This window comes from Cupriavidus numazuensis (assembly GCF_905397435.1).
Taxonomy (GTDB): Bacteria; Pseudomonadota; Gammaproteobacteria; order Burkholderiales; family Burkholderiaceae; genus Cupriavidus; species Cupriavidus numazuensis.
Window position 1 is genome coordinate 133,216 of sequence record NZ_CAJPVI010000013.1, and the last position, 20,978, is coordinate 154,193.

Here is a 20,978-nt window from a genome sequence, read left to right on the forward strand (position 1 = left end):
CGCCGATCAGCCCGGTGTATTCAACAGCCGAAGAATCTCGGCATGCACACGGGCATCGCCACAAGCGACGACGGCCCCGCCATGCTGAGGATCGCCGCCGGTCCAGCTGGTCATGATGCCGCCGGCGCCCTCGACGATCGGGATCAGGGCCTGCACGTCATACGGCTGCAGGCCCGCTTCGACCACCGCGTCGACCTGGCCTGCGGCGACCATGCAATAGCCGTAGCAATCGCCGCCGTAACGCTGCATGCGCGCGGCGCGTGCCACGCGCTGGAACGCGTCCCACTGTTCGCCGGATTCGAACATGTCCGGCGTGGTGCAGAGCAGCTTGGCTTCCGACAGCGCCGCGCAGGGACGCACCTGCAGCGGATTTCCATTGAGCCAGGCTCGCTCGCGGTCACCGGAAAAACGCTCGCGCGTGAAGGGCTGGTCCATCACGCCGAGCACCGGACGCTGGCCATCATTGAGTGCAATCAGCGTGCCCCAGAGCGGCAGCCCGGTAATGAAGGCGCGCGTGCCGTCGATCGGATCGAGTACCCAATGGAGCGGGTCGGTCCCGGTAATCCTTTGCTCTTCTTCGCCAAGGATGCCGTGGGTGGGATACGTGCTTCGGATCAGGGCGCGCATCGCCAGTTCCGCTTCCCGATCGGCCACAGTGACGGGGTCGAAGCGGGCGGTACCTTTGTCGACCACGCTAAGCGGGGCGCGAAAATAGGGAAGCGTCACGGCACTTGCCGCATCGGCCAGGCGACCGGCGAAGGCGAGATATTCGGACTGCTGGTCGGCGTGCATTGACATTACGGTGTGCCTGCTGTGGCGAGAAGGGAAGGGCGTCCATTGTAGCGGGCAGCATGCCGCCTGCTTGCACGCGCACCGGTCGGGGCATGTCTAGTCCTGCCGCCGCCCAAGTGGACCCGGCAGCATCTTGAGCCCGACCCACAGCGCACCGATGACCACATTGACCGGCACGCTGAGTACGCCCGGCACATAGAACAACGCCGATAGCGCAGGTGCGCGAAGCCCCAGCTCCACGACACCGCCGGCGGCGGACAGGATCACGCCACACCAGAGCCAGCGCCGCATGTAGGTCAGCAGCCAGTGCGCGTGCGCCTTGTTGAAATGCCAGGCCATGGACCGCTCGGCCAAATTGCCGCGACTGGCGTCCCTGAACAGCCAGTTGAAAAAGAAATAGCGATATAGCAGGGTGCGAAAGGCCAACTCTTGCATGACTCATCCTTTGGCCACAACCAGCAGCGCAGAGGACGGCTCACTCTGGCATTCAGAGGGTTGTACCTACAGAATCCAGCCTACCAAAAAGTCGGCGGGTATGGGCAATGACGCTTGATAGCCAGTTTCTGCCCGCTTCTGTTTGCACCAATGTGGTGACGCCAAGCGAAGGGCAGGTCGGCGAATTGGCACATTGGGATATGGTGCGATCTACCGTTCGCTCGATGTAGTGGGCCCCGGTAGTTTCTTCACCTACACTTAGTTCGCTCGAGAGCCCTGAACGGCGCTCCTGAGGCCGCCCGCGCGCCGGGCAGATGCCGAGCCAAATCCAGCCTTGCCGATGAGCGATGAACATGCCGGCCGCTACTGGTGGAACGGGTTCCGAGGGCAGTGACCGAACCCTGCTGTACTTCGGTTGGCTGACCCTGTTCATCTATCTGGCAACGCCGGCCGGATACCTGATCGATATCCAGACGTCGTACCTGCTCAAGAATGAGCTGCATGCGTCGGCGACACAGATATCGACATTCCGGCTGCTGACGGGCATACCGGTCTATCTGGCGTTCGCGTTCGGGCTGGCGCGCGACCATTGGAACCCGCTGGGATTGCGGGATCGCGGCTTCTTCCTGATCTTTGCTCCGGTCACCGCGGCGGCATGCATTGGCATGGCGTTGTCAGGCTTTTCATTTGAAGGACTGGCCGTCGGCATGCTGCTGGCCATGCTGTCGTCCCGATTCGTTGCCGCGGCCTACCAGGGACTGGTCGCGCTCGTGGGCCAGGAGAAGCTTATGTCGGGGCGCCTGAGCGCGCTGCTGAACGTCGTCAGTTCCGTCCCGGTCGTTGCGGGAGCGTTCGCTTCCGGATACGTCTCTGACCATCTCGCCGCGAGTCAGGCCTTCTTTCTGGTGGCGGCGTTCAATGTATTGATTGCCGTATTGGCGCTCTGGAAGCCCGAGTCCGTCTTTGGCCATGCCTACGAGAAACCGGAAGCCAGAGGCGGGGACTTTTTCGCAAACGTTCGGCGACTGGTTCGGCATCGGGCCGTCTATCCGGCGGTCCTTATCTGTTTTCTGTGGAACTTTGCGCCGGGAGCTGCCACGCCTCTGCAGTTCTACCTGACCAATGAGCTGCACGCATCGGATTCCGTCTACTCGTACTACAACGGGATCTTTGCCCTCGCGTTTATCCCGACATTCGTACTGTATGGCTATCTCTGCAAGCGGGTCTCGCTGAGCAAGCTGCTGTGGTGGGGCACGATCGTTGCGGTGCCGCAGATGATTCCGCTGGCCTTCATTCATTCCGCCAACCTGGCGCTGGTATTGGCGGCACCGATCGGGCTGATGGGCGGCATCGCCACCGCGGCGTATCTCGATCTCGCGATGCGGTCGTGTCCGCCAGGCCTGCAAGGAACCCTGATGATGCTGGTCGATGGTGTGTTCGCGCTGTCGGCGCGTGCCGGCGATCTGCTGGGCTCATGGATCTACAACAGCGGTGCGGCGCAGGGATTTACTTACTGTGTGATTGCGACCACCGTAGTCTATGCACTGATACTGCCGTTGATCGCGCTGGCGCCGAAGGAATTGATTGCTACCAGGGATGGTGAACCGGGTCCGGAGGTCGATGCCAGGGGCGGAACGTGACCCGCGAAACCTGGTTTTGTTGAAGTCCCGCGACGCGCGCGGAAGCAGGGCCGCTATGGATTCAGCGATCCACGAGCTATACTCCGCGCTCCACAACTAACGGGTAATGATCGATATGGTCGCAACAACCAAGGCAACGCCTGAGAAGAGCGCTGTCGCAAAGAAGAAGCCTGTCGCCAGGAAAATCGCTGCACCGACGAAGAAGGCCAGCGTGCTGGCACGTGAAGCCCAGGCAGCGAAGAAGCGCCTGCTGAAGCTGCGCGCCGACACGAAGAAGGCGATCGAAGCGGCAAAGCGTGAGATTGCCCAGGCTGTAGACGCCGCAAAGTCTGCACTGCGTTTTGAGAAGCAAGCCGCCAAGGAAAAGCTCGCGGCGAAGAAGGCCAAGGCTACTGGCGCCAAGAAGGCAACGGCGAGCAAGACCGCTGGCAAGAAGGCCGCCCCGAAGAAGGCCGCGCCTGCAAAGGCAGCCGTGAAGGCTCCGCGCAAGGCAGCAGCGACGCCTGCAGCGAAGAAGCCGGTAGCGGCGAAGAAGGTCTCGCGCAAGGCAGCTGTCGCAGCGCCGGCGGTTTCCGCCTGATTTTTGCCCCGCCGACTGGTTTGACTGGTTCGGACCAGTCGGTTGAAACAGGGGCGCGCGCGGATGACGCGCAAACCAGTACGACAAGATTGATGCACGACACCGACGACGCTCACTCGGAGCACGAATCCTCTGCCATCCATGAGCCCCGACTCTGGCGGGACAAAGGTTGGACGGCCCGCGTGATCAAGAACGAGGACGGCGATGGCTGGGCCGTCGAGATGATCCGCGACGGCAGCGCCGAACCGGCGCTGGTCGGCCCCTGGACCATGGGGAGAAACAAGGTCGATCCGAAGCCGCTCGATGCCACGGCCCATCAGACGCTGGTCAAGACCGCGGCCGAAGTGATCCGGCGGCATGAGCAGCAGTTGCATGCCCAACTCAACAAGCAGTGCAGCATCGAGACCGAATCGGGAAGCCTGACGGTCAGGCTGGTGGTCACGCCGGATGAGTTCGAGCCTTTCGGCACGCTGACAGCCGTGGATCCTTTTGGGGATGTCATCGCCATGGTGAAGGTGCCGCCCGACTTCAAGCTGACGCGCGCGCGTGCGGAGCGCTGGGCAGCCGACGGATTCGGCAGGATCCAGTAGCGCTTCATGCGGTCCCAAGGACCGCAACGCGGCGAAGGGTACTGAAAAAGGGCGGAGCGCCTCCGCCCTCTTGATGAACCGATAGCAGCCGACTTAGCCGACAAATGCCTTTTCGAGCACAAAGTGCCCGGGATGGCTCATATTGCCCTCGATAAATCCGCGCTCATCCAGCATGGCGCGGACTTCCTTGAGCATGTCCGGGCTTCCGCACAGCATGATCCGGTCGTCTTCCTTCGAGAAGGACGGCATATCGAGGCGCTCGAACAGTTCGCCGGTTTCGATCAGCTCGGTAATGCGGCCGCGGGTGTGGAAATCCTCGCGCGTGACGGTCGGGAAATACACCAGCTTTTCGCGGACCAGGTCGCCCAGGTGTTCGTGCTGCGGCAGGTGTTCCGAAATCAGTTCGCGATACGCCAGTTCCTCCACAAAGCGGCAGGTATGGGTCAGCACGATCTTGTCGTAGCGTTCATACACTTCCGGGTCGCGGATGATCGACAGGAACGGCGCCAGGCCGGTACCCGTGGCGAGCAGCCACAGGGTCTTGCCAGGCAGCAGGTTGTCGACCAGCAGCGTGCCGGTCGGCTTCTTGCCGACGAAGATCTGGTCGCCTTCCTGCAGGTGCTGCAGGCGCGAGGTCAGCGGACCGTCCGGTACCTTGATGCTGAAGAACTCCAGGGTCTCTTCGTAGTTGGCGCTGGCGATGCTGTAAGCGCGAAGCAACGGGCGGCCATTGACTTCGAGACCGACCATGGCGAACTGGCCGTTCTCGAAGCGGAAGCCCGGGTCGCGCGTGCACGTGAAGCTGAACAGCGTGTCAGTCCAGTGGTGAACGGAAAGTACGGATTGCGGGTTGAGATTGCTCATCGAAAAAGCGCCGGAGGGAGCACCTTAGGCGTAAAAGTAGCAAGAATGCGGAGATCGCCGAATATTAGCGCGAATCGGGGCGAGCTTGCTGCAGAGCCTTCGGCAGCCATTCCGCCACAAGGGGCATGTTCCCGATCACTCTGCCTGGATGTTCGCTTCCTTGACGACCTTTCCCCACTTGGCCAGGTCCGACCGGATCAGCGCCGCATAGTCTTGCGGCGTGCCGCCCTGGATGTCGATGCCCGCAGTCTCCAGCTTGGCCCGGACTTCCGGCAGCTTCAACGCGGCGTTGATCTCGGCGTTGAGCTTTGCCACGATGTCCTTCGGCGTGCCGGCCGGCGCGAGGAAGCCGCCGTTGGTGCTGGCGTCATAGCCCATCAGGCCCTGTTCTTCGGCTGTCGGTACATTGGGCAGGGCCTTTGAGCGCTTGCGTGTCGATACCGCGAGTGCTCGGACATTGCCGGACTTGACCTGCTCCTGGATCGCACTGAGGGTGTCGATGTACAGGACCGTACGGCCGGCAATCAGGTCGGGATGGGCGGCGGACGAGCCCTTGTACGGCACCAGCAGCACGGGCGCACCGCTGACCATGCGGAACATTTCCGCCGCCATCTCCTGCGCGCTGCCGCGGCCCGAGGTGGCCACCTTGGCCTCGGCCGGATTCGCCTTCATCCACGTGACGAGTTCGGGCACTGTCTTCACTGGCAGCTTCGGGTAGGCCGCGAACACCAGCGGAATCTCGTGGGTGTAGACGATCGGCTCAAAGCTCTTTTCCGGGTCCCAGCCGAGGTTCTTGAACAGGAACTTGTTGATGTTGTGGCTGCCACCGACGATACCGATCGTATAGCCGTCGGGCTTGGCGTTGGCCAGCACGGCGGTGCCGAGGTTATTGGAGGCCCCCGGGCGGTTTTCGACGATAAAGGGCTGGCCGAGCTTTACCGAAAGCTTTTCCCCGACCACGCGCGCAATCAGGTCGATGCCGCCGCCGGCCGGTGCCGGGACGATGATCGTGACCGGGCGGGTCGGATAGTTCTGTGCGGCCGCCGCGCCCGTCGCAGTGACAAGGGCGACGCAGCCTGCCAGGGCGCCGATCAGCGTGGTGAGCGTGGTGAATTTCGATGTGGTGATGCGCATGGGGTGTCTCCGTCTGGATGCTGGTCAACTCGTGTCAACTCTGGTGGTGCCCCGGGGATGCGATGCCCCGGGGACGCTGGATTCCCGTCAGCCGCGGCCGACGAATGGCATGGCGCTGGCCATGACCGTCATGTTCAGCACATTGGCGTCCAGCGGCAGCGATGCCATGTGGCGCACGGCATTGGCCACGTGCCGCGCTTCCATCATCGGCTCCGGCGCCGTCGTGCCGTTTGCCTGCAGCACGCCGCGCGTCATGCGTTCCGACAGTTCGGTCAACGCGTTGCCGATGTCGATCTGGCCCGCGGTAATGTTGAAGGCCCGGCCATCGAGCGCCAGGGCCTTGGTCAGGCCGCTGACGGCGTGCTTGCTCGCGGTGTAGGGCGCCGTGAACGGACGCGGCGTGTGCGCGGAGACCGAGCCGTTGTTGATGATGCGTCCGCCCTGCGGGGACTGGCGACGCATCAGGCCGAAGGCGGCCCGCGCGCACAGAAACACGCCGGTCACGTTGGTGTTGATGACGTTGAACCACTTGTCCAGCGGCAGTTCGTCCATCGGGACGGCGGGTGCATTGACGCCGGCGTTGTTGAACAGCATGTCGAGCCGCCCGAATTCGCGCTCGATCGTGTCGAACAGGCTCTGCACGCTGGCGGGGTCCGTGACGTCGGTCGGTACGGCCAGTGCGGCCTGTCCACGCGCAGCCGCTTCGGCGGCCAGCGTTTGCAGCGGATCGGCTCGGCGGCCGGCAAGTACGACCGTCCATCCGTCGTCGAGAAGTGCCAGCGCAGTCAGCCGGCCCACGCCACTGCCAGCGCCCGTGACAAGTGCGATTTTTCGGGAAGTATTCACTGTGTTCTCCGGATTGCTGTTGGGTGTTCTTTTTTCAATGCGCAGGATTGGAAGCGGCCGGGGCTAAGTCACGACCAGCGAGATTTCGCCGATGCCCGTGACGCTGGCATCCATCACATCGCCGCGCTGCAACGGGCCTACGCCCGCGGGCGTGCCGGTGAAGATCAGGTCGCCAGCCATCAGCGTGACCGAGCGCGACAGCATGGCGATCAGGTCCGGCACTGGCCAGATCAGGTCGGACAGGTCGGCACGCTGACGCACTGTCCCGTTGACCGCCAGCCGGATTTCGCCTTGGCGCGGATGGCCGAGCGTGGCAGCAGGCACGATCGGACTGCACGGTGCCGAATGATCAAAGGCTTTCGCCGGTTCCCACGGGCCGCCAAGCCGCTTGGCTTTCTGCTGCAGGTCCCTGCGCGTCATGTCGAGGCCCACGGCATAGCCCCAGATATGGGAGCTCGCCTGAGCCGGATCGACATCGCGTCCGCCACGCCCGATGGCGACGACGAGTTCCACTTCATGGCAAAACTCTTCGGTGCCAGGCGGGTAGGGCAGCACGCCGCTTGCCTCAGACACGGCGGTGGCCGGCTTCATGAACCACGCGGGCATTTCCGTCGGCGCGGGCTCGTTGGCGGCCCAGCGGTAGTTGCGCCCGATGCAGAAGATCCTGGCGATCGGAAACCGCGCACGACTGCTGGCCACAGGTACCGAGGCTGGCGCCGGCGCGGGCAGAACGAATTCCATCACGGCGCTCCTGAGTGGATGTGTTTGTCAGCTCAGGTCGTCAGGCTCATGGCAGGGCGCTTGCCGGCGAGCCCCTCGGCCACGCTGTCCAGCACCATCCGGATCATGGCTGCGCGGGTTTCCCACGTGGCACTGGCGCGATGCGCCTGCAGCGTCGTGCGATCCGACTGGCGCAGGGCCAGCGGCACGCGCGGTTCGTCCACGAAGACATCGAGGCCAGCGCCGGCAATACGGCCGGCCTCGATGGCCTGTGCCAGGTCGTCTTCATTGACCAGGCGCCCGCGTGCCACATTGATCAGGAAGCCGCGCGGTCCCAGTGCGTCGAGGACGGCGCCGTTCACGATGCCTTCGGCCTTGTCGGCCGCCGCGCACAGCACCAGCGCATCGCTGTGGCGTGCGAGGTCGATCAGGTCGGGCACGAACTCGTGCGGCAGATCGTCCATGCGTCGCAGGTCGGTGTAGCGGATCGGGCAACCAAAGGCAGCGGCCCGCGTGGCGACCGCGCGGCCTACGCGGCCCATGCCGACGATGCCGACGCGCATGCCGCTGAACCGGCGCGCAAGCGGAATGGCCGACGGTTGCGGAAAGCGTTCCCACTGGCCGTCGCGGACAAAGCGGTCGCCCGCGCAGATGTTCCGGCAGGCGGCAATCAGCAGGCCGATGGCCAGGTCGGCCACGTCCTCGGTCAGTGCACCGAGCGTGGCGGTGACCGGCAACCCGCGCTCGCGGCAATAGGCCAGGTCCACTGCGTCGGTGCCCACGCCGTTGACGGCCACTACCTTCAGCGCCGGCAACTGTTCCAGCATTGCCCGGGAAATCCCAGTGTGCCCGCCGGTGATGACGGCCTGGATGGCCGTGCCGTGCTCCTTGAGCCAGGCGGCCTGGTCCTCGACCTCGAACAGCTTGTGCACTTGGTAAAGCGCGGCCAGTTCGTCATTGGCGGCGGGAATCAGGATGGGATTCAGTTGCAGGATGTGCGGCTTCATGGGCTGTCTTCGTCGGCTGGAATGTAGAACCCATGGTAGTTAATAGTTGATTGTCAATGCAATATTGATATATAAAATCAACATAAATAGATGCGGAGTGAATCACCATGGGTCCCTGGATATCGATGGACGAGGCGTGTGCGCGGCTCGGCGTGCGGCCGCAGACGGTCTATGCGTACGTCAGCCGCGGCAAGATCGAGGTCATGTCCGATCCGGTCGATACGCGTCGCAGCCTGTATCGCGCCGAAGACGTGGCGACGCTGGCCAAACGCAAGCAGGCCGGGCGCAAGCATGAGACGCTGGCCACCAACACGCTGTTTGGCGCCGAGCCCAGTATCCCGACCGCGATCTCCACGTTCCTGCGCGAACGGCTCTACTACCGTGGCCGCGACGCGGTGGCGCTGGCCGAAAACGCCACGCTGGAAGAGGCCGCGCAACTGCTGTGGGATTCGGCGCAGCCGGTGAACTTCTCGTCGTCCACCAAGGTGGCCAAACCGGGGCGTGTGGCGGCCTTCAAGACGTTGGCCGAACTGGCTGCCACCGGTCACTCGACGCATGGCCGCATGACGCGCGTCCTGCATGCGGAAGGCCAGGGCCTGGTCGGCCAGCTGGCCAACGCGTTTGGCGCGCAGCCGGGGCAGCAAGCGCTGCATATGCGCTTCGCGCAAGGGTGGGCGCTGAAGCCGGCAGGGGCGGAGCTGCTGAGGATGGCCATGGTGCTGCTGGTCGACCATGAACTGACCAGTTCCGCGTTTGCGTCGCGCATCGCGGCGTCGAATGGTGCGTCGTTGCCCGCGTGCCTGCTCTCAGGCTTGTCTACGCTGTCCGGTCCGCTGCATGGCGATGCCTCCGGCCGCGTCAAGGCGCTGTTCAACGACGTGGAGCGGCAGGGCGAGGATCAGGTCATCACGCACTACCTGTCGACCGGACAAGCCCTTGCGGGTTTTGGGCACCATCTCTATCCCGAGGGCGACCCGCGCGCCGCCGCGCTGCTGGCCCGGTTCGAGCCGCCGCCGGTCATTGCAAGGTTCATCGCACAGGCAACACGCCTGACCGGCTTGCAGCCCAATATCGACGTTGCGCTGGCCGCGCTGGTGATTCACTGCGGCCTGCCCGACGATGCAGCGTTCGGGATGTTCGCCACGGCGCGCAGCATCGGACTGCTCGCGCACAGCCTGGAGCAGTTGGGGGTCGGACAGGTTATCCGTCCAAGAGGGCGCTATGTCGGCGTAATGCCGGAACGAGTATGAGCTGACGACATTCGCTGCGGGGGTTCTTGTATGTGCGGGCAGACAGGCATGCGGTCCATTGCACTCTGCCTTATCACAGATATAAAACACGCTCAGCAGCGGCATTTTGACGAATCGCCCCGCAATACCTAAGCTCGTTTGAGCCTGCCGGCGAAGCCGCTGGCAACGGTCAGTGCGGGAGGAAAACATGGCGGACACCCACGTACAGCTTGCCGGCAGTCGCCGGCCGCTGCCGCACAACGCCATCCGGGTGCGCGACGTGGATCCGCACGCGATCGTCGACGTTACGGTCACGCTCAAGGGTCCCGATCTTCCCGCACCGGGGCAGATGCCCGACAAGGCGTTGTCACGCGAAGAGATCGCGCAGCGCTTCGGCGTGCCTGCGGAAACGGTGCGCAAGGTCGAGGACGTGCTGCGTAGCTACGGCCTTCAGATCCTCGAGGTGAAGCAGGGTGGCCGCAGCATTCGGGTGCGCGGAACGGCGTCGGCGATGATCGCTGCGTTCAGGCCCGAACTTGGCATCTACCACGTGCCCGGACAGGGCCAGATCCGCGCGCGCCAGGGCGTGCTGATGGTGCCAGGCGAGATCGCCGACGTCGTGGAGGGTGTGTTCGGGCTGGACCAGCGACAGATGGCGAAGCGTCATGCGCAAGCCGTGGCGTTGGCGCGCACGCCGGCCCCGCTGACCCCGGCCGACCTTGTAAAGCGATACCACTTTCCCGATGGCGATGGCGCCGGCAGGACGATCGCCATCGCCGAATTCGGCCAGAACGTCGGCAATGGGCAGGTGCTGCCGCCCGCGTATCTTCCCTCGGACGTATCCATGTTCTGCAAGCGGCAGGGAGTGCCGGTGCCCGTGGTGCGAATCGAAAGCGTCGGCCTGTCGCCGCTCAGCGAACAACAGTTCAGGGCCGAGATTCAGGAGCTCCCCAAGGACCTGCAGGACCTGCTGTTCATGCAGACCGCCGAGACGATGATGGATATCGAGATCGTCGCCGGACTTTGTCCGAAGGCGGATATCGGCGTGTATTTCGCGACGTGGGGAGAGAGCGGCTGGATCAATCTGCTCGACGAGGTCACGTCGGGGAAAGGTCCGGTGCCCGTGGCGCTGTCCATCAGCTACGGTCTCGCCGAAGAGGCGACGGACTGGAGCCACGGCGCGATGGCATCGATCAATCAACGGCTCCAGATCGCGGCGATGCAGGGCGTGACCGTGTGCGTATCGTCGGGCGATGATGGCAGTGGCTGCAATCAACCCGGCAACCGCTGCCATGTCGAGTTCCCGACATCGAGTCCCTATGTGCTGAGCGTGGGCGGCACCATGCTCGTGGCACACGCGGACGGGAAGGCCGAGGAAGTGGCCTGGTGGGAAGCGCCAGGCGAGCGCACGCAGCAGGGTGGTGGCTCGACCGGTGGTGGCGTGAGCGTGCTGAATCCGCGGCCGCCGTGGCAGAACGTCTCGGTGGCGTCGCTGAATTCCGGCGCTGCGAACGGGCGCGTGGTGCCTGACGTAGCCGCATTGGCCGGGCCGCCGCTCTACGACCTGCTGCTCGATGGCCACGCATTGCCCGACGGCGGCACGAGCGCCGCTGCGCCGCTGTGGGCCGCGCTGGTGGCGCGCATCGACGCGGCGTTGCCGGCCGGCAAGCGGCAGCGTTTCCTTGCGCCGCTGCTCTACAAGGGCGATGTGGGGCGCGCGGGCTTCAGCGACATCGTCTCGGGCCAGAACACCTCGCGTCCGAGCCCCGGCAAGGGCTATACGGCCAAGGCGGGCTTTGATGCTGTCACCGGCTGGGGCGTGCCCAATGGCCAGGGGTTGCTCGCAGCCCTGGCTGCTGTCTGACGCCATCGGGTCCGCCATTTCGAACACGGAGGCCAATGCAATGAGCCCGACGACACGAAAGGAAGTCCCGCCCGATGAGCCGCTCGTCGACACCACGCCCTATGGCTATGGCCCGGACGATTCGGTGACCGACGTCACCGAGACCGCGGCGATCACGCAGCACACGCTGAAGCTGCATGGCAAGTCGCTCGCCTACACGGCGCGAGCGGGCCATCTGGTGACAACGGACCCATACAGCGCCATGCCGGCCGCCAAGCTGTTCTATGTCGCCTTCACGCTCAATGGCGCGGTGGCATCCAAACGACCCGTGACCTTCTTCTACAACGGCGGCCCCGGATCGTCATCGGTCTTCCTGCTGCTCGGCTCCTTCGGACCACGCCGGATCAAGACCAGCATGCCCGGTTTCACGCCACCCGCGCCCTACGAGATGGAAGACAACGAGGACTGCCTGCTCGACCATACCGACCTCGTCTTCATCAACCCCGTTGGAACAGGCTATTCCGGCGCGATCGCGCCGGGCACCAACAAGGACTTCTGGGGCGTGGACGAAGACGCCAGTTGCATCAAGCAGTTCATCAAGCGTTATCTGACCGTGTTCAACCGCTGGAATTCGCCGAAGTACCTGTTCGGGGAGTCTTATGGAACGCCGCGCACCTGCGTGCTGACATGGCTGCTGCATGAGGATGGCGTGGACCTCAATGGCATCGTGCTGCAGTCCTCGATCCTCGACTATTCGCAGGCGGGCAACCCAATCGGGCTGCTTCCCACGCTCGCGGCTGACGCGTGGTTCCACAAGATGGTCACGCTGTCGCCGGTGCCTGCCGAGCTGGCGGCGTTCATGGAGGACGTGGAGGCGTTTGCCATCGATGCCTACGTCGACGCGCTATCCGGGTTTCCAATGTTCGACCAGAAATCGCTTGAGTACCTGAGCGCCATTCTCGGCATTCCGCAGGAGGTCCTCCGGTACTGGAAGCTCGACCCGTCGACCGCGAACGGCTCGGTGTTCCTGACCAGCCTGTTGCTGGACAAGGGCCTTGCCGTGGGGGCATACGACGGGCGGGTGACGGCGCAAGATACGGGTATCGCCGAATACATCGCCCCGAACTCGGGCGGCAATGATCCGACCATGACCGCCGTCGGCGGCGTCTATACGGCGATGTGGAACGTGTATCTCAACGAGGAACTGCAGTTCACGTCGACCTCGCCGTTCATGGACCTGAACGACGAGGCCTTTCTCAACTGGAATTTCGGTCACGTCGATCCCACCGGCGCGCAACGCGGCGGTGTCGAAAGCCTCTACACGGCCGGCGATCTCGCTGCGGCGATGGCGCTGAATCCTTACCTGCGCGTGTTCTCCGCGAACGGTTACTACGACGCCGTGACGCCGTTCTTCCAGACCATCCTCAACTTCCAGAACATGCCGGCCGCCCATGCGGGCATCGCGACGACGCTGACCGTCAGAAACTATCCCTCCGGCCATATGATCTACCTCGACAATGCGTCCCGTACGGCGATGAAGGCGGACCTGTCCGACTTCTATGCGGGCTCGGACCGGCATGTGGAAGCGGTCCAGGCCGCGTTGCCGGTGCAGGAGCAACAGGAGGCGTATGCGGCGCGGTATCGGAGGCGGCTGAGCCGGACGCCGTATTAAGGGCGGGATTTGCGGGCGCCGCCCTGGGCTGCGCGCCAAAAGTGACCAATCGTGCGTATGGCGAGGTCCTTTCGCTTTCCGAATCCTCTTCTGGCATGCCAGACCGTCGCGCGCCGGCTGCAGCGAGCGCCGGGTGTGGCGGCGTTCCTTTGCCGTTCGCGGGCAGCCGTCCTAAAACAGAGTGTGGGGCGGCAGTCACCGGGCCCCGCCGACAAGAGGAGGAACACCATGTGCCGCTGGCTGGCCTACTCAGGCAGATCCGTGCCGCTCGAAGCGGTGCTGTTCCAGCCGGAACACTCTCTGATTGACCAGAGCCTGAATGCGCGGCTGGGCCATACCACTACCAATGGCGATGGCTTTGGCGTTGGCTGGTATGGACGCCACTCCGAGGTGCCATTCCGCTACCGTTGCCTGCACCCGGCCTGGAGTGATACCAACCTGCGCGAGACGGCGCGGGCGGTGCGGGCGCCGCTGTTCCTTGCGCACGTCAGGGCGGCTACCGGTACGCCTACGCAGGAAACCAATTGCCATCCGTTCCGCTTCGGCCGCTGGCTCTTCGTCCACAACGGCCTGATCCGGGAGTTTCCACTGTTGCGGCGCGACCTGATGATGGCGGTCTCGCCGCAGCTGTTTCGCTGGATCGAAGGGTCCACGGATTCCGAGATCATGTTCTTCCTGGCGCTGACCTTCGGTCTGGAGCGCGATCCGCGCGCCGCGCTGGAGCAGATGGTGGGGCTGATCGAGGAGGTCGGCCACCGCTACGACGTCGAGCACCCGATCAACATGACCGTCTGCGTGACCGACGGGCGGCAGATTGTTGCGGTGCGCTATTCCAGCGAAGCGGAATCGCGCTCGCTGTTCCACAGCACCTCGTTCCGCCAGTTGCGCGAACTGTATCCCGACGACCCGCGCATCATCGCGGCAGGCGACGACGCATTTCTTGTGCTGTCGGAGCCGCTGATCGATGTGCAAGGCGTGTGGCAGGAGATACCCGAAGCCACGATCCTGGTCGGGCGCGCCGGGGTGATCGACTACAGCCGTTTCACCCCGCGGATGCCGGAGCTTTCCAGTTAGTCCACTGCACTTGTACCTCCGCAGCGCGGCATGCCGGACTAATAGCAGCCGCCCGTGTCGACGGTCAGGTTGAGCATGTCGTGCTCGAGGTCGCGTATCAGGTGTTCGTCTTCGCTGAGCAGTTCTTCCAGGATGTCATGGCTGGACAGCACCCCGGCGATGCGCCCGGATTCGAGAACAGGCAGATGGCGGATGCGCCTGGCGTGCATCAGCGCAAGGCATTGGTCGCAGGTATGGTCGGGCGAAACACAGACGACCTGGGTCGTCATGATGTCGCGGACCTTCGTCGCGCTGGCGCTGCGGCCAGCCAGTTCGACGCCACGGGCATAATCCCGCTGGGACAGTATCCCGGCCAGCTTGTCGTCGTGCATCACCAGCACCGTGCTGATGTCCTTGTCGGTCATGAGTTGGAGCGCCGCCAGCACGGAATCATCCGGCGCTACCGAAATGACATCGCGGGGCTTGTCGGCCAGAAGCTGGCGCGCTGTTTTTCTGACTTTGTTCATCGTCGTCTCCGGCTGAGGGTCCGTTGCGGTGCGTTGCATCGATCTGACACTGGCACGCTAATTGCCATCTCCATTCGCGGAAGGGACAGGGGAGCGCTATTGTTAAAGCATCCCCGCATCCAATCACTATTGGGGGTCATCATGAAACCGGTCGTGCACCATTTCCATTCGCATCCGCCCCATCACGGCGCCCGGTACTACGCGGTGCTGGCAACAGCATTGCTGGTGCCAGGCGTGCTGTATGTCTGCGTGGCGTTGCTGACGCAGTGAAGGCGCGGGCAAGGTCCGCCGTCGTGTGACGAGCGTTCACGTGGGCTCGTCGTCCACGTCCGGCGCGGCCTTGCCAAGGAAGCCGAACTCCACGGGAAACTTGGTGTAGAACACGCGCACGTCTTCGGCCGCCAGGCGATCGAACAGTGCCTGCGTCTCCGACTCGGTCGCGATCATCGTGATTTCCTCGGGGCGATCGGCCAGTTCGACGAAATGCCAGCTGTGGAAACGGTGATCGTGTCCCATGCCTTCGGCCGCCACGCGATGCGTTGCGCCGCGAACATTCATGTCCCGCATGAGTTGCAGCAGCCAGTGCGACAGCTGCTTGCCGTGGTGGCGGCGGTTCTCCACGGTGTAGAAAGTGACCTGATAGCCATGCACGATTGTCTCCCGGCGCACTGCCATCCCTGAGCGGGCACACTATTCAGTCTACTCTCCAATCGTCGGCTGCTTGACCTGCCCGCCTCCCGGTTCAGTCCCGCTTGTCGAGTGAATCGGGCTGTCCTTTTTGCCGCAAGCCAGGCACTTCCGACAGGCCCACGCCTTCGGGAATGCGCAGGCGTTTTGCCTGTCCGATACGCTGCGCGTGGTAAATGCCGGTATGGCCCGAGAACAGATAGCTCACGACGCACGCGATGCCGGCGAATGTACCGACCTCGGGCCCGAACAGTTCGATTGCCATGATGGTCGACGCAATCGGCGTATTGGCCGCGCCGGCGAACACCGCCACGAAGCCCAGCCCCGCCAGCAGCGGAAACGGCAGCGGCAGGACGTAACCGAGCGCATTGCCGAGCGTTGCGCCGATATAGAAGAGCGGGGTGACCTCGCCACCCTTGAAGCCGGAGGCGAGCGTCATCACGGTGAACACGGCCTTGCCCGCGAAATCATAGGCGGGAAGCGGCTGCCTGAACGCCTCGACGATGGTCGGGATGCCAAGGCCGAGATACTTGTCGGTGCCGAGCAGCAATGCGGCGCCCGCTACCACGCAGCCCCCAAGGAACGGACGAAGCGGGCCGAACGCAATCCTGCGCTTGAGCATGCGCGACAGCCGATGCGTGCATTGCGCGAACGCCATGCCGGCGACGCCAAACGCAATGCCTGCAATGACGGCGCAAGCCAGGGTCAAGGGTCCGAGGTGCGGGACGAAGGGAATGGCGTAATGCGTATGGTGAACGCCAAGCAGCGGGGGAACCAGGTCGCCGACGATGGCGGCCACGAAACACGGCAGGATCGCGTCATAGCGCAGCCGGCCAATGGCCAGCACCTCAAGCCCGAAGACCGCGCCGGCCAGCGGCGTGCCGAACACCGACGCAAAACCCGCGCTGATGCCGGCCATCAGCAGGATGCGGCGCGCCTCCTTGTCGAGACGAAACAGGCGCGTCAGGTAGTCGGCAAAGGTGCCGCCCATCTGCACGGCGGTGCCTTCGCGCCCGGCGGAGCCGCCAAACAGGTGCGTGATGACGGTGCCGAGCAGGATCATCGGCGCCATGCGTTTCGGGACGATGCGTTTCGGGTCGTGGATCTCGTCGATCAGCAGGTTATTGCCGCCCTCGACCGACTGCCCCATGTAGTGGTAGATGAGCCCGACAGACAGGCCGGCCAGCGGCAGCAGCCAGAGTAGCCAGGGATGCGCGTGCCGTGTATCGGTGGCCCAGTCGAGGGCGAGCAGCAGCGCGGCCGAACCGGCGCCGGACAGGATCCCGACCAGTGCGCCCAGAAACAGCCAGCGGCCCAGATAGGGCAGCATGGCCAATGGCTCCGGTGGAGCGAATGTCTTCTTCATGATGACCAGATTCGAAGAACTCAAACCTGGACGGCGGGACGCCGTATGGACGTGTGCCTACAACTTCCCTGTCCAGGAACTTGCAGGCATCATCAGCTGCCCGGCACATGCGAACCAGTCAGCGGTTAAGGGAGGAATGCCATCTCCGCAAGGTTGGCATTCTGCCTGACCCGCGTAATGTGGGCAAGCAGCGCCATGTGCCCCGCAGGGCAGTTCAGCGCCGCTGCGCCAGCCAGATGCCGGCCCCGATCGTCACCAGCCCGACCGCGTGGTACCAGCGCGGCCAGTCGCCGAGCAACAGCGTAGACAGCAGCGCCGCGAACACTGGCGTCAGCGTGATGAAGAAGACCGGCAATTGCGCGCCGGCACGCGCGATTGCACGGTCCCAGGCGAAATAGGCAAGCAGCGAAGGGATGGTGGCCACATAGAGCAGGATCGCCGCGACCTTGCCGCTCCATTGGAAAGGCTGCTCGAGTGTCATCAGTTCCCACGCGGTCACGGGCATGCTGACCACGAGGCCGGTCACGATCTGTGCGAACAGCAGCACGGGCAGCGGCAACTCGGGGCGCCGCTTGCGCAGCAGCCAGGTGTAGGCGCTCCACGCGATGGTGGCGGCCAGCATATAGAGATCGCCCGCGACAAAATCGAGCTGGGCAAGGCGGCCAAGCTCGCCGCGCACTAGCACGAACGACACGCCAACGAGGCACAGCAGCGCGCCCGCGACATGCCACGGCTTCATCTTCTCGTGAAAGCACGTGGCGCCGATCACCAGCAGGAACAGCGGCGTGGAGGCGCCGATCAGCGTCACATTGATCGGCGTCGACGTGGTCAGTGCCAGGTACTGCAACGCGTTATAGCTGGCGATCGACAGCATGCCGAGGGCAAGGATCACACCCGCATGCCGGCGCAGCGCAGCGCGGTGCTCGACGACGCCGCGCCATGCGTAAGGCGCCAGCAGCAGCCCGGCCAGCAGCCAGCGTACGAAGTTCAGCGTGACCGGCGGCACCGTCCCGGCAGCCAGCCGGCCAACGATGGCGTTGCCGGCCCAGCTCAATGGCGGGAAGGTGAGCAGGAACAGTGTGGTCCAGTCGAGGCGTCTGGAACCGGTGGCGCTGGCGTGCATGGGTGTGGCGGTGGTTTCTTCTTGTAAAGCCGCATTATCCGCCAGTCGCGCGGCGCCGGCGGCTCTTGCAATACGGCTCAGGCAGTTCCGCCGATCAGCTTCAGGCCGGCAGGCAAGGCCTCGCCAAATACGCGTCCCTCGTCGGCCGCATCCAGCTCCACAGCCTCGCGCACCATGGCGATCCAGCTTTGCGGCGCGTTGGCGGCTTCCAGGCGGCGCACGACGGCCGCGCGTACGTCATCGGGCAGGTCCCGCGTGCGGTCGCCGGTCATGCGTGCGATCTGCGTTGCGGCGAACGCCGCCGGTTCGACCTTCTTCCAGTCGAGCGCCAGGATGGCATCCACCCACCGCGCGGCAATGTCGGCCGGCACGACGCCGTGCGCGCTGCCATAGAACGGCCGGCGCGCGCCGATGCGGCCCACGGCCCACCAGCTCTGGTTGTTTTCCGATGGCTTGCGCAGCCGGGCCAGCAACCATTCGGCGACCTCGATCTTGCGCTCGGCGGGGATGTTCTCGAGCGAACCGGCCAGCCGCACCATGTCGGCGTACCCGGAACGCGTCGGGCCTGCGGGCTTCTTGTAGTGGGCGCTGCCCGGCGGTTGAAGATAGAAGGCCATGTCGTCGAGCAGGCGCAGTTGCGCGCTCTCATCGAGGCCGCCTGCTGCACGGCGCCACAGCGTCCACCATTCTGACCAGTTCTGGTTTTCGTTGACGTACTGGATGCCCTGGTCGTACATCGACCACAGCTGTTCGACGCGCCACTCGTCCAGCGGATAGCCGAAGCCCGGCCGAACGCAATACCCGGCCAGGTTCAGCCAAAGGCGTTCGTGGTCGGCAGTGCGCCGCCGGCGCTTGGCACGGTCCCAGAAGGCGCCGAACAGTTCGCGCAGCAGCGCGCTGTCCCATTGCTCGCGCGGCCCAAGCAGTTGTTCCAGATGGGCGCGCTGCCGTTTGACTTCCTTCGGATCGACGCCTTGCGCGCGTGCGCCGAAGGTGCGGTCGATAGCCTCGACGGCTTGCGGCAGCGATGGGTGCAGCGTTTCAGTCGTCGGTGCTTCGGCTGGCGCTTCATTGCCACGCAACTGGAACTCGAGCCGCCAGCGCTGCGCGGTATCCGCAATCTCGCTGCAGTGGACTTCGAGCGTGCCGACCTCGGTCAGCGATGTCGTGATCTGCACCGGCGTTTCGCGCGGACCGCTGTTGCCGCGCGTCGGCACGACGGTGGCGATCGGCGGCAGGCGCACGAAGTCGCCGCCCTCGAGCCCCGTCAATTCGCCGGGCTGGTAGGACGTGTCGGCCACGGAGGAGACCAGATGGAACTGGACCGGATGGCCAAGCCGCAGCGCGAAGGTGCGGTCCTTCAGGTGAATTTCGTGGCCTTCCTCTGTGCCTTTTGGCAGCAGGCAGATGCCTTGCTGCCCCGATGCGCCGTCATCGAGCACCAGGAAATAGCTGCGCGGCGAACCACCGCCGATGCGCGGTGCCTGCCCCGCTCGCGCACGCGCATAGGCCACTGCGCCGCGTGCAACGGCGACATCGGGATCGGCGTTGTGCAGGACATTCATTGGCGACCCGCGCCATGTGCCCAGCGTGTCGGCGATGCGACTCGCCAGCGCTTCGGCACGGAATACCCCACCGTTGAGCAGCAGCGTGTCGGGCATTGGCAGCGCATCGTCGCCGGTGTGCGGCTGGTCCAGCGCCACGCGCGACTGCGCGGCGTGCTGGCTCAGGAACGCTGCGACGTGTCGCGTGACGCCTGGGTCGGACGCATACGGGAGGCCGAATTCGACGATGGCGCCGCGCGCGCGGCCGGGCCGCTCGGTGGACGCCACCTTGGGAAAGAAGCCATCGACAACGAGCTGTTCGACTTCCTGCCGTGTCACCTCCACGGAACGTGCGCCGCCGATCAGCTTCGAGCCGGCACCGAGCAGCGTGACCGTGACCGCATCCGGTGCCTGTGCACTCAGCAACTGTTCCTTGGCCGCTCGGCAGCGGGCCACGAGCTGGGACAAGCCCGACGCCGACAGGCGCGCCTGCGTGGGACCGAGCCGCGCCTCGACCACATGCGCGAGCGCCAGGTCCATGTTGTCGCCGCCGAGCATCAGGTGGTTGCCCACGCCGATCCGCGTGAGTTGCGGCTGCCCGTCCTGCATGTCGACGCGAATCAGCGTCAGGTCGGTGGTGCCGCCGCCCACGTCGCAGATCAGCACCAGACGAGTTTGCGCGAGCTCGGTATCGAGCGTCTCGCGATGATGGAACAGCCAGTCGTAGAGCGCGGCCTGCGGCTCTTCGAGCAGACGCAGCGCGGGCAGGCCGGCCATGCGCGCGGCCTCCAGCGTCAGCGCGCGCGCGCCCTCGTCGAACGACGCGGGCACAGTCAGCACGACGTCCTGTTCTTCAAGGCGGGCGTCGGGGAAGCGATGATTCCACGCGGCAGCCACATAGCCGAGATAGCTCGCGCTCGCGGCGACCGGCGAGATCTTGCCGACTTCCTCGTCCGCGCCCCAGGGCAGGATGGGTGCGGTGCGATCGACCGAGGCATGCGACAGCCAGCTTTTGGCGCTGGCCACAAGCCGGCCCGGCACCTGTGCGCCAAGCGTAGCCGCCAGGCGGCCGAACACGGTGCGACGCGCGGCGGCGCTCGCCGCCGACTGCCATGGCAACTGTAAATCGTCGCCGCTGATTTCACCGGGCGCCGCGTGGTAGCGAACCGAAGGCAGCAGCGGGCGCGCCGCGACTTCGCCGAGACCTACGAGCTGGTCGATATCGAAGACGCGGATATCGTCCGATCCAGTCTCCGCATAGGCCACCACGGTATTGCTGGTGCCAAGGTCAATGCCGACGGTGTACCGCTTCATCGCTTATCCGTC

20 protein-coding genes and 1 riboswitch are annotated in these 20,978 nt (G+C 64.7%); of the genes, 8 read left to right on the plus strand and 12 right to left on the minus strand.

The features are described 5' to 3' along the window. Positions 1–6: 6 nt before the first annotated feature. Positions 7–798, minus strand: coding sequence for a histidinol-phosphatase (gene hisN, locus KHO41_RS12770; protein WP_211953644.1), 792 nt, complete (start codon positions 796–798; stop codon positions 7–9). Positions 799–888: 90 nt separating this feature from the next. Further along, positions 889–1,227 (minus strand): hypothetical protein, encoded by a 339-nt coding sequence (locus KHO41_RS12775; protein ID WP_211953645.1) that lies wholly within the window; start codon positions 1,225–1,227, stop codon positions 889–891. A 353-nt stretch (positions 1,228–1,580) separates the two neighbouring features. On the opposite strand from KHO41_RS12775, the gene KHO41_RS12780 reads away from it, so the two are divergent. The 3 genes from KHO41_RS12780 to KHO41_RS12790 all read left to right on the plus strand — a co-directional run bounded on the left by KHO41_RS12780 (position 1,581) and on the right by KHO41_RS12790 (position 4,037). After that, positions 1,581–2,867, plus strand: a complete 1,287-nt coding sequence (locus tag KHO41_RS12780) for an MFS transporter (RefSeq protein ID WP_211953669.1) — start codon at positions 1,581–1,583, stop codon at positions 2,865–2,867. A gap of 115 nt (positions 2,868–2,982) precedes the next feature. Further along, on the plus strand, positions 2,983–3,447 hold the full coding sequence (locus KHO41_RS12785) for a fumarate hydratase (RefSeq protein ID WP_211953646.1): 465 nt from the start codon (positions 2,983–2,985) through the stop codon (positions 3,445–3,447). A 92-nt stretch (positions 3,448–3,539) separates the two neighbouring features. Next, positions 3,540–4,037, plus strand: a complete 498-nt coding sequence (locus KHO41_RS12790; protein ID WP_211953647.1) for a hypothetical protein — start codon at positions 3,540–3,542, stop codon at positions 4,035–4,037. Positions 4,038–4,130: 93 nt separating this feature from the next. On the opposite strand, the gene KHO41_RS12795 is transcribed toward KHO41_RS12790, so the two are convergent. The 5 genes from KHO41_RS12795 to KHO41_RS12815 all read right to left on the minus strand — a co-directional run bounded on the left by KHO41_RS12795 (position 4,131) and on the right by KHO41_RS12815 (position 8,608). Further along, positions 4,131–4,901 (minus strand): ferredoxin--NADP reductase, encoded by a 771-nt coding sequence (locus tag KHO41_RS12795; protein WP_211953648.1) that lies wholly within the window; start codon positions 4,899–4,901, stop codon positions 4,131–4,133. A gap of 135 nt (positions 4,902–5,036) precedes the next feature. After that, positions 5,037–6,035 carry a Bug family tripartite tricarboxylate transporter substrate binding protein gene (locus KHO41_RS12800; protein ID WP_211953649.1) on the minus strand — a complete coding sequence of 333 codons (999 nt, stop codon included), beginning with the start codon at positions 6,033–6,035 and terminating at the stop codon, positions 5,037–5,039. 87 nt (positions 6,036–6,122) lie between these two features. Next, positions 6,123–6,881: an SDR family oxidoreductase gene (locus KHO41_RS12805; RefSeq protein ID WP_211953650.1), complete on the minus strand. Its 759-nt coding sequence runs from the start codon at positions 6,879–6,881 to the stop codon at positions 6,123–6,125. A gap of 63 nt (positions 6,882–6,944) precedes the next feature. Continuing rightward, positions 6,945–7,625: a fumarylacetoacetate hydrolase family protein gene (locus KHO41_RS12810; RefSeq protein WP_376988880.1), complete on the minus strand. Its 681-nt coding sequence runs from the start codon at positions 7,623–7,625 to the stop codon at positions 6,945–6,947. 29 nt (positions 7,626–7,654) lie between these two features. Beyond that, positions 7,655–8,608 (minus strand): 2-hydroxyacid dehydrogenase, encoded by a 954-nt coding sequence (locus KHO41_RS12815; RefSeq protein WP_211953652.1) that lies wholly within the window; start codon positions 8,606–8,608, stop codon positions 7,655–7,657. A 107-nt stretch (positions 8,609–8,715) separates the two neighbouring features. Here KHO41_RS12815 and KHO41_RS12820 point away from each other — a divergent pair, with 107 nt between their 5' ends. The 4 genes from KHO41_RS12820 to KHO41_RS12835 all read left to right on the plus strand — a co-directional run bounded on the left by KHO41_RS12820 (position 8,716) and on the right by KHO41_RS12835 (position 14,426). Further along, positions 8,716–9,858 carry a citrate/2-methylcitrate synthase gene (locus KHO41_RS12820; protein ID WP_244873814.1) on the plus strand — a complete coding sequence of 381 codons (1,143 nt, stop codon included), beginning with the start codon at positions 8,716–8,718 and terminating at the stop codon, positions 9,856–9,858. Between the two features lie 187 nt (positions 9,859–10,045). Next, the gene (locus KHO41_RS12825) at positions 10,046–11,701 is read left to right on the plus strand and encodes a S53 family peptidase (RefSeq protein ID WP_211953653.1); all 1,656 of its coding nucleotides are present in this window, start codon (positions 10,046–10,048) and stop codon (positions 11,699–11,701) included. 40 nt (positions 11,702–11,741) lie between these two features. Then, positions 11,742–13,352 (plus strand): S10 family peptidase, encoded by a 1,611-nt coding sequence (locus KHO41_RS12830; protein ID WP_211953654.1) that lies wholly within the window; start codon positions 11,742–11,744, stop codon positions 13,350–13,352. Between the two features lie 228 nt (positions 13,353–13,580). Beyond that, the gene (locus KHO41_RS12835; RefSeq protein WP_211953655.1) at positions 13,581–14,426 is read left to right on the plus strand and encodes a class II glutamine amidotransferase; all 846 of its coding nucleotides are present in this window, start codon (positions 13,581–13,583) and stop codon (positions 14,424–14,426) included. A 38-nt stretch (positions 14,427–14,464) separates the two neighbouring features. On the opposite strand, the gene KHO41_RS12840 is transcribed toward KHO41_RS12835, so the two are convergent. Continuing rightward, complete coding sequence (locus KHO41_RS12840; protein ID WP_244873815.1) at positions 14,465–14,971, minus strand: CBS domain-containing protein; 507 nt, start codon at positions 14,969–14,971, stop codon at positions 14,465–14,467. Between the two features lie 102 nt (positions 14,972–15,073). On the opposite strand from KHO41_RS12840, the gene KHO41_RS41670 reads away from it, so the two are divergent. Further along, on the plus strand, positions 15,074–15,202 hold the full coding sequence (locus KHO41_RS41670) for a hypothetical protein (protein WP_280519696.1): 129 nt from the start codon (positions 15,074–15,076) through the stop codon (positions 15,200–15,202). A gap of 36 nt (positions 15,203–15,238) precedes the next feature. Here KHO41_RS41670 and KHO41_RS12845 read toward each other — a convergent pair whose 3' ends face one another. The 4 genes from KHO41_RS12845 to KHO41_RS12860 form a co-directional block, all read right to left on the minus strand. After that, positions 15,239–15,583: a DUF190 domain-containing protein gene (locus tag KHO41_RS12845; RefSeq protein ID WP_211953656.1), complete on the minus strand. Its 345-nt coding sequence runs from the start codon at positions 15,581–15,583 to the stop codon at positions 15,239–15,241. Between the two features lie 91 nt (positions 15,584–15,674). Next, positions 15,675–16,985, minus strand: a complete 1,311-nt coding sequence (locus KHO41_RS12850; protein WP_211953657.1) for a voltage-gated chloride channel family protein — start codon at positions 16,983–16,985, stop codon at positions 15,675–15,677. A gap of 76 nt (positions 16,986–17,061) precedes the next feature. Next, a riboswitch (Fluoride riboswitch) is annotated at positions 17,062–17,141 on the minus strand. Positions 17,142–17,199: 58 nt separating this feature from the next. Then, on the minus strand, positions 17,200–18,108 hold the full coding sequence (locus KHO41_RS12855; protein WP_211953658.1) for a DMT family transporter: 909 nt from the start codon (positions 18,106–18,108) through the stop codon (positions 17,200–17,202). Between the two features lie 77 nt (positions 18,109–18,185). Continuing rightward, positions 18,186–20,966: an Hsp70 family protein gene (locus KHO41_RS12860; protein WP_211953659.1), complete on the minus strand. Its 2,781-nt coding sequence runs from the start codon at positions 20,964–20,966 to the stop codon at positions 18,186–18,188. Between the last annotated feature and the right edge of the window lie 12 nt (positions 20,967–20,978).

What these genes read in the sequence shown, in the direction of transcription:
- KHO41_RS41670 (WP_280519696.1), top strand. Translation starts at nt 15,074, where the DNA reads ATGAAACCGGTCGTGCACCATTTCCATTCGCATCCGCCCCATCACGGC.
- KHO41_RS12800 (WP_211953649.1), bottom strand. Translation starts at nt 6,035, where the DNA reads ATGCGCATCACCACATCGAAATTCACCACGCTCACCACGCTGATCGGC.
- KHO41_RS12790 (WP_211953647.1), top strand. Translation starts at nt 3,540, where the DNA reads ATGCACGACACCGACGACGCTCACTCGGAGCACGAATCCTCTGCCATC.
- hisN (WP_211953644.1), bottom strand. Translation starts at nt 798, where the DNA reads ATGTCAATGCACGCCGACCAGCAGTCCGAATATCTCGCCTTCGCCGGT.
- KHO41_RS12835 (WP_211953655.1), top strand. Translation starts at nt 13,581, where the DNA reads ATGTGCCGCTGGCTGGCCTACTCAGGCAGATCCGTGCCGCTCGAAGCG.
- KHO41_RS12830 (WP_211953654.1), top strand. Translation starts at nt 11,742, where the DNA reads ATGAGCCCGACGACACGAAAGGAAGTCCCGCCCGATGAGCCGCTCGTC.
- KHO41_RS12785 (WP_211953646.1), top strand. Translation starts at nt 2,983, where the DNA reads ATGGTCGCAACAACCAAGGCAACGCCTGAGAAGAGCGCTGTCGCAAAG.
- KHO41_RS12850 (WP_211953657.1), bottom strand. Translation starts at nt 16,985, where the DNA reads ATGAAGAAGACATTCGCTCCACCGGAGCCATTGGCCATGCTGCCCTAT.
- KHO41_RS12840 (WP_244873815.1), bottom strand. Translation starts at nt 14,971, where the DNA reads ATGCAACGCACCGCAACGGACCCTCAGCCGGAGACGACGATGAACAAA.
- KHO41_RS12795 (WP_211953648.1), bottom strand. Translation starts at nt 4,901, where the DNA reads ATGAGCAATCTCAACCCGCAATCCGTACTTTCCGTTCACCACTGGACT.
- KHO41_RS12855 (WP_211953658.1), bottom strand. Translation starts at nt 18,108, where the DNA reads ATGCACGCCAGCGCCACCGGTTCCAGACGCCTCGACTGGACCACACTG.
- KHO41_RS12860 (WP_211953659.1), bottom strand. Translation starts at nt 20,966, where the DNA reads ATGAAGCGGTACACCGTCGGCATTGACCTTGGCACCAGCAATACCGTG.
- KHO41_RS12815 (WP_211953652.1), bottom strand. Translation starts at nt 8,608, where the DNA reads ATGAAGCCGCACATCCTGCAACTGAATCCCATCCTGATTCCCGCCGCC.
- KHO41_RS12820 (WP_244873814.1), top strand. Translation starts at nt 8,716, where the DNA reads ATGGGTCCCTGGATATCGATGGACGAGGCGTGTGCGCGGCTCGGCGTG.
- KHO41_RS12780 (WP_211953669.1), top strand. Translation starts at nt 1,581, where the DNA reads ATGCCGGCCGCTACTGGTGGAACGGGTTCCGAGGGCAGTGACCGAACC.
- KHO41_RS12825 (WP_211953653.1), top strand. Translation starts at nt 10,046, where the DNA reads ATGGCGGACACCCACGTACAGCTTGCCGGCAGTCGCCGGCCGCTGCCG.
- KHO41_RS12775 (WP_211953645.1), bottom strand. Translation starts at nt 1,227, where the DNA reads ATGCAAGAGTTGGCCTTTCGCACCCTGCTATATCGCTATTTCTTTTTC.